5 protein-coding genes are annotated in these 5,252 nt (G+C 69.3%); 3 read left to right on the plus strand and 2 right to left on the minus strand.

All coding sequences use genetic code 11. The features are described from left to right. Positions 1-46: 46 nt before the first annotated feature. Positions 47-808, minus strand: a complete 762-nt coding sequence (locus WD271_10465; GenBank protein ID MEX1008251.1) for a class II aldolase/adducin family protein — start codon at positions 806-808, stop codon at positions 47-49. Between the two features lie 37 nt (positions 809-845). Next, the gene (locus WD271_10470; protein ID MEX1008252.1) at positions 846-1,793 is read right to left on the minus strand and encodes an FAD:protein FMN transferase; all 948 of its coding nucleotides are present in this window, start codon (positions 1,791-1,793) and stop codon (positions 846-848) included. A 36-nt stretch (positions 1,794-1,829) separates the two neighbouring features. Between WD271_10470 and WD271_10475 the strand changes: the two genes are divergently transcribed. The 3 genes from WD271_10475 to WD271_10485 all read left to right on the plus strand — a co-directional run bounded on the left by WD271_10475 (position 1,830) and on the right by WD271_10485 (position 5,231). After that, positions 1,830-3,368 (plus strand): Ppx/GppA phosphatase family protein, encoded by a 1,539-nt coding sequence (locus WD271_10475; protein ID MEX1008253.1) that lies wholly within the window; start codon positions 1,830-1,832, stop codon positions 3,366-3,368. A 65-nt stretch (positions 3,369-3,433) separates the two neighbouring features. Then, on the plus strand, positions 3,434-4,846 hold the full coding sequence (locus WD271_10480) for an aldehyde dehydrogenase family protein (GenBank protein MEX1008254.1): 1,413 nt from the start codon (positions 3,434-3,436) through the stop codon (positions 4,844-4,846). 13 nt (positions 4,847-4,859) lie between these two features. After that, positions 4,860-5,231, plus strand: a complete 372-nt coding sequence (locus WD271_10485) for a cupredoxin domain-containing protein (protein ID MEX1008255.1) — start codon at positions 4,860-4,862, stop codon at positions 5,229-5,231. The last annotated feature ends 21 nt before the right edge of the window (positions 5,232-5,252 follow it).

Here is a 5,252-nt window from a genome sequence, read left to right on the forward strand (position 1 = left end):
GAGCCAGTCAGTCGAGCCAGTCAGTCGAGCCAGTCAGTCGAGCCAGTCAGTCGAGGAGGTCGGGCTGCTCGCGCACGATCTTCTCGTAGAGCGGACCGAACGAGACGAAGCCGCTCACGTGCTCCCCCACCTGGTTGCGAGTGAGGCGCGCCATCTCGGAGTCGATGAGCACCGGCGTACCGGCGGCCTCTGCGAGGAGCTGCGCCTGGCAGGTGCGTTCCATGGTGACGAACCACCACACCGCTTCGTCGACCGAGTGTCCGGCCGTGAGCAGCCCGTGGTTGCGCAGGATGACGGCCTTCCGCTCACCGAGTGTGTGCGCGATGCGCTTGCCCTCGTCGGCGTCGAGGACGACGCCGGTGTAGTCGTCGAACAGCGCGTGGTCCTCGAAGAACGCGCACGCATCCTGGGTGAGCGGGTCGAGGAGCCGGCCGAGCGACGACCACGACTTGCCGTAGATCGAGTGCGAGTGCGCCGCCGCGATCACATCGGGCCGCGCCGCGTGCACCGCCGAATGGATGGCGAAGGCCGCGGTGTTCACGGTGGCCTCCCCCTCGACGACCTCACCCTTGTCGTTGACGCGGATGAGGTCGGAGGCACGGATGTGGCTGAAACTCATGCCGAACGGGTTCACCCAGAAATGATCGAGGTGCTCGGGGTCGCGCGCCGTGATGTGGCCGGCAACTCCCTCTTCGAACCCGAACTTCCCGAAGATGCGGAAGCCGGCGGCGAGCCGCTGCTTGCGGTGTAGCCGCTCTTCCTCGACGGATCCGAACTGCGGCAGGTACCAGCGATCGTCTTCCGGCATGGTCACGAACCTCCCCTGAGGTGTCTCGCGAGCGTAGTCACGGCCGGAAGGCGGCGAGACCGTCGAGCTCCTCCACCCGGCCGTCGTCGTACACGAGGAGGCCGGTCGCGCCTCCATCGGCGATCAGGCCTCGACCGTCTGCCGACCCGGCGATGAAGGCGGCCTTGGCGAGCACCTCCGCGCGCCAGGCCTCGCCGTCGACGACGGTGACCGACGCGAGACCACTCGCCGCCGGCAACCCGGTGCGCGGGTCGATCAGGTGGTGGAGCACGTGCCCGTCGCGTTCCCACGCGCGGCGGAGACGCGTGCTCGTCGCGATGGCGCCCTCGCTGAGCGCGAGCATCCCGGTGGCACCGGTTTCGAGCTGGTCGTCGACCGCGACGACCCAGCCGTGCGGTTCGGGTGCGGCGCCGATCGCGCGCAGGTCGCCTCCGAGGTTCACGAGCGCGCCGCTCGCGCCGTGGTCGACGAGCTCGCGCGCGACCAGGTCGGCGGCGTAACCCTTGCCGATTCCACCGAGATCGAGTGCGACGCCAGGCGGCAGTGTGAGGGCGGACACACGGGCGTCGAGCACGATGCCCGCACATCCGGGGGCGGGCGCGGGGTCAGCGGACGGGCCCGCACCTTCCGACGCCACCCGGTCGAAGTCACGGTCGTAACCCGCGGCGATCACCGCGGGCAGGCGGGGGGGGGGGTCGCGCCCGCGGGGGGTGGGCCACGGCGGCACCGCGCGCTCGACGAGCGCGAACGTCTCGGCCGACACGACCACCGGACTGGAGGAGCCAGATCTCCATTCGGGCACGGAGCCGGCGGCGTTCAGCGCGCAGAGCTCGCTCGTGGGGCGAAACCGGCTCCAGAGCTGCTCGAGTCGCTCGATCGCGTCGGCGGCGCGCGCACCCGCATCGGACGGGCCGTCGAGCACGAGGACGGTCACGTCGGTGCCCATCGCGCGGAAGTTCGTCGCAACCGGTGCCTGCGCTGTCACGAGACCAACCGTACCGACCCTTTAGCCTGGATCATCGTGCGAGTGGCAGCGATGGACCTCGGAACGAACTCGTTCCACCTTCTCGTCGCCGAGGTCCACCCCGACGGCCACCTCGACCCGCTCGTACGCGAGAAGGAGATGCTCCGGCTCGGCGACGTCGTGAGCCGCCACGGCTCGATCCCGCCCACCGCCGCCGACCAGGCCGTCGCCACCGTTCGCCGGTTCCGCCTGCTCGCCGAAGCCGCCGGTGCCACCGAGCTGCTCGCGAAGGCAACGAGCGCGATCCGCCGCGCCGAGAACGGCGCCGAGCTCGTGGATCGGATCGTTGACGAGACCGGTATCGCCGTCGACGTGATCAGCGGACACGAGGAGGCGCGGCTGATCTTCGGCGCGATCCGAGCGTCGGTCGTGCTCGACCCCGCTCCTGCAGTGTGCTTCGATCTCGGCGGGGGAAGTCTCGAGGTGATGGTCGGCGACACGCGCGGCATGCAATGGGCAGCGAGCCTCCCGCTCGGCGTAGCACGCCTCACGACCGAGCTCGTGCACTCCGACCCGCTCTCCAAACGCGATCGGCGCGCGCTGCACGCCCGGATCGTGGAAGAGCTCGCGAGTACGCGCGACGAAGTCCTCGGCTTCCGCCCCAAGCTCGCGGTCGGGAGCAGCGGCACCCTCGAGTGCCTCGCGCAGATGGTGGCGGCGCGGCGCGACGAAGAACCTCCGTCCTCGCTCAACCAGCTCACGATCACTCGCCACGAGCTCGAGCCGATGCACAAGGAGATCCTCGGATCGACCGCGTCCGAGCGCCTGCGCATGGACGGCCTCGACGCGCGGAGAGTCGATCTCGTAGTCGCGGGTTCGATGCTCCTTGCGATCGCGATGGAAGAGCTCGAGCTCGAGTCACTGACGATCTCGGAGTGGGCGCTGCGCGAGGGAATCGTGCTCGACGCCGTCGACCGCCGCGACCCTCAATTCGCATCGGGCGATCCGCGCGCCATCCGTCGCGAGGCGGTGCAGAGCCTGGGCCGGCGATGCAACCGGCCCGAGGCGCACTCGCGACAGGTCGCGATGCTTTGCCTCGAGCTCTTCGATGCCACGCAGGAGCTCCACGGGCTCGGAGCCGACGACCGGGAACTGCTCGAGCACGCCGCGTTCCTCCACGACATCGGCGAGCACGTCTCGAACTCGGGGCACCACCGCCACTCCGCGTACCTCGTGCGCAACGGGCAACTCCGCGGCTTCGCGCCCGACGAGATCGAGATGCTGGCGGCGCTGGTGCGGTGGCACCGCAGCGGCGACCCTCGGGTGTCGGACGAGTTCCCGTTGCTCGACGCCGACGCCATCGCCCGAGTCCGAGTGCTCACCGCGCTCCTCCGCGTCGGCGACGGGCTCGATCGCGGGAGAGAGCAGACCGTGTACGGGATCGACCCGATCATCACTCCGTCGCTCGTGCTCGTCCGCCTGCGCACGCGGGGCGACGCCGAGCTGGAGATCTGGGGTGCGCGCCGCAAGCGCGCGCTCTTCGAGAAGCTGTTCGACCGCGAGATGGAGCTCACCATCCATCCGGCGCTGCGCTGAGGAGCGAACGGCTACGAGCCGGGTATCCCGGCTCGTAGTGAGCGACCCGTAAGGTTGGAGCAATCATGCGAGCAATCCCGATCGGAAAAGAGTGGGTCCAAGAACCGGAAGCGCTGGTGGTGCGTTCGCCGTTCGACGGCCACGAGGTCGACCGCGTGCCGGCGTGCGACGCGAGCCACGTCGACCGTGCGGTCGCGGCGGCAGCCGCGGCACACCGTGAAGGCGCGCTGCCGGCGTGGAAACGCGCCGAGATCCTCGACCGCGCCGCGCAGCTCCTCTCCGAACGCCAGGAGCAGTTCGCGCGCACGATCGCCGAAGAAGCGGCCAAGCCGATCAAGACCGCGCGCGTCGAGGCGAGGCGCGCGGTATCGACCTTCACGTTTGCCTCAGCCGTTGCGCGCTCGCTCGCGGGCGACATGGTGCCGATGGACGCGTCCGACGTCGGGGAAGGGAAGCTCGCGTTCACGTTGCGCCTACCCGTCGGCGTCGTCGGTGCGATCAGCCCGTTCAACTTCCCCCTGAACCTCGTGGCCCACAAGGTCGCGCCCGCGATCGCCGCCGGCTGCCCGGTGGTGCTCAAGCCGGCGTCCCAGACTCCGCTCTCGGCGATCGCGCTCGCCGAGGTCCTCTTGAACGAGTGCGGCCTCCCGCCCGGCCACCTCAACATCGTCACCGGGAGCGGAGCGAAGGTCGGCGACCCGCTCGTCGACCACGACGACGTCGCGTTGATCACGTTCACGGGCTCGCCCGAGGTGGGCTGGGCGATTCGGGGCCGGGCGGCGCGCAAAAAAGTCGGGCTCGAGCTCGGCAACAACGCGCCGGTGATCCTCGAGCACGACGCCGACGTCACCACGGCAGCCAAGAAGATCTCGGTGGCCGGCTTCAGCCACGCGGGGCAGTCGTGCATCTCCACCCAGCGCGTGTACGTGCACGAGTCGCGAGCCAGCGAGTTCCTCGGTGAGCTCGTGCCGTACGTGGACGCGCTCGTGGTGGGCGACCCGCTCGACGATGCGACCGACGTGTCGTCGCTCATCTCCACCGGCGATACGCAGCGGGTCATGTCGTGGATCGACGAAGCGATCGCAGGCGGCGCGAGGGTCGCCTGTGGTGGCGACCTACGCGATGGGATGCTCGCACCCACCGTGCTCACCGACGTGGCTCCCGAGATGAAGGTATGCGCCCAGGAAGTGTTCGGGCCCGTGGTCACCGTCCAGACGTACACGTCGATCGACGACGCGCTGCGGCTCGCCAACGACACCCGCTACGGACTACAGGCCGCGATCTTCACCAACGACCTCTCGGTCGCGCTCCGCGCCGCGCGCGAGCTCGACTTCGGAGGCGTGCTCGTCAACGAAGTCCCCACGTTCCGCGCCGACCAGATGCCGTACGGGGGTGTGCGCGATAGCGGGAACACCCGTGAGGGTCCGCGGTACGCGGTGCACGAGATGACCGAGACCCGGCTGGTGATCCTCGGGTAGCTACCCTCGGACAATGAGGCGTCTGGCTGGCACTTCGACCGTTCTGGTGCTCCTCCTCGTCGCATGTGGCGGAGGAGGAGGGGGCGGAAATGGGAACGCCGCGGTCGAGGCCGGAGCGCGCGAGATCAAGGTGAACTCACGGAGCTACGCGTTCGCTCCGATGGATATCGACGTGCAGGCAGGTGAGGACATCGCCGTCGTGCTCCACTCCCAAGACCAGGCTCACGACTTCACGATCGAGGACAAGGGCCTCGTCGTGGCGGTCGACGGCGGGAAGACCGCCAAGGGCGGCTTCCGTCTCACGAAGTCGGGTACTTACACCTTCTACTGCTCGATCAGCGGGCACCGCGCCGCGGGTATGGAGGGTACGATCACCGCGAGTTGACGAGCGAACCTCCCCCTCCAC

The sequence above is a fragment of the Acidimicrobiia bacterium genome, assembly GCA_040880805.1.
Classification (GTDB): Bacteria; Actinomycetota; Acidimicrobiia; order IMCC26256; family DASPTH01; genus DASPTH01.

Coding starts and splice junctions, on each gene's coding strand:
- WD271_10465 (MEX1008251.1), bottom strand. CDS start 808: ATGCCGGAAGACGATCGCTGGTACCTGCCGCAGTTCGGATCCGTCGAG.
- WD271_10480 (MEX1008254.1), top strand. CDS start 3,434: ATGCGAGCAATCCCGATCGGAAAAGAGTGGGTCCAAGAACCGGAAGCG.
- WD271_10485 (MEX1008255.1), top strand. CDS start 4,860: ATGAGGCGTCTGGCTGGCACTTCGACCGTTCTGGTGCTCCTCCTCGTC.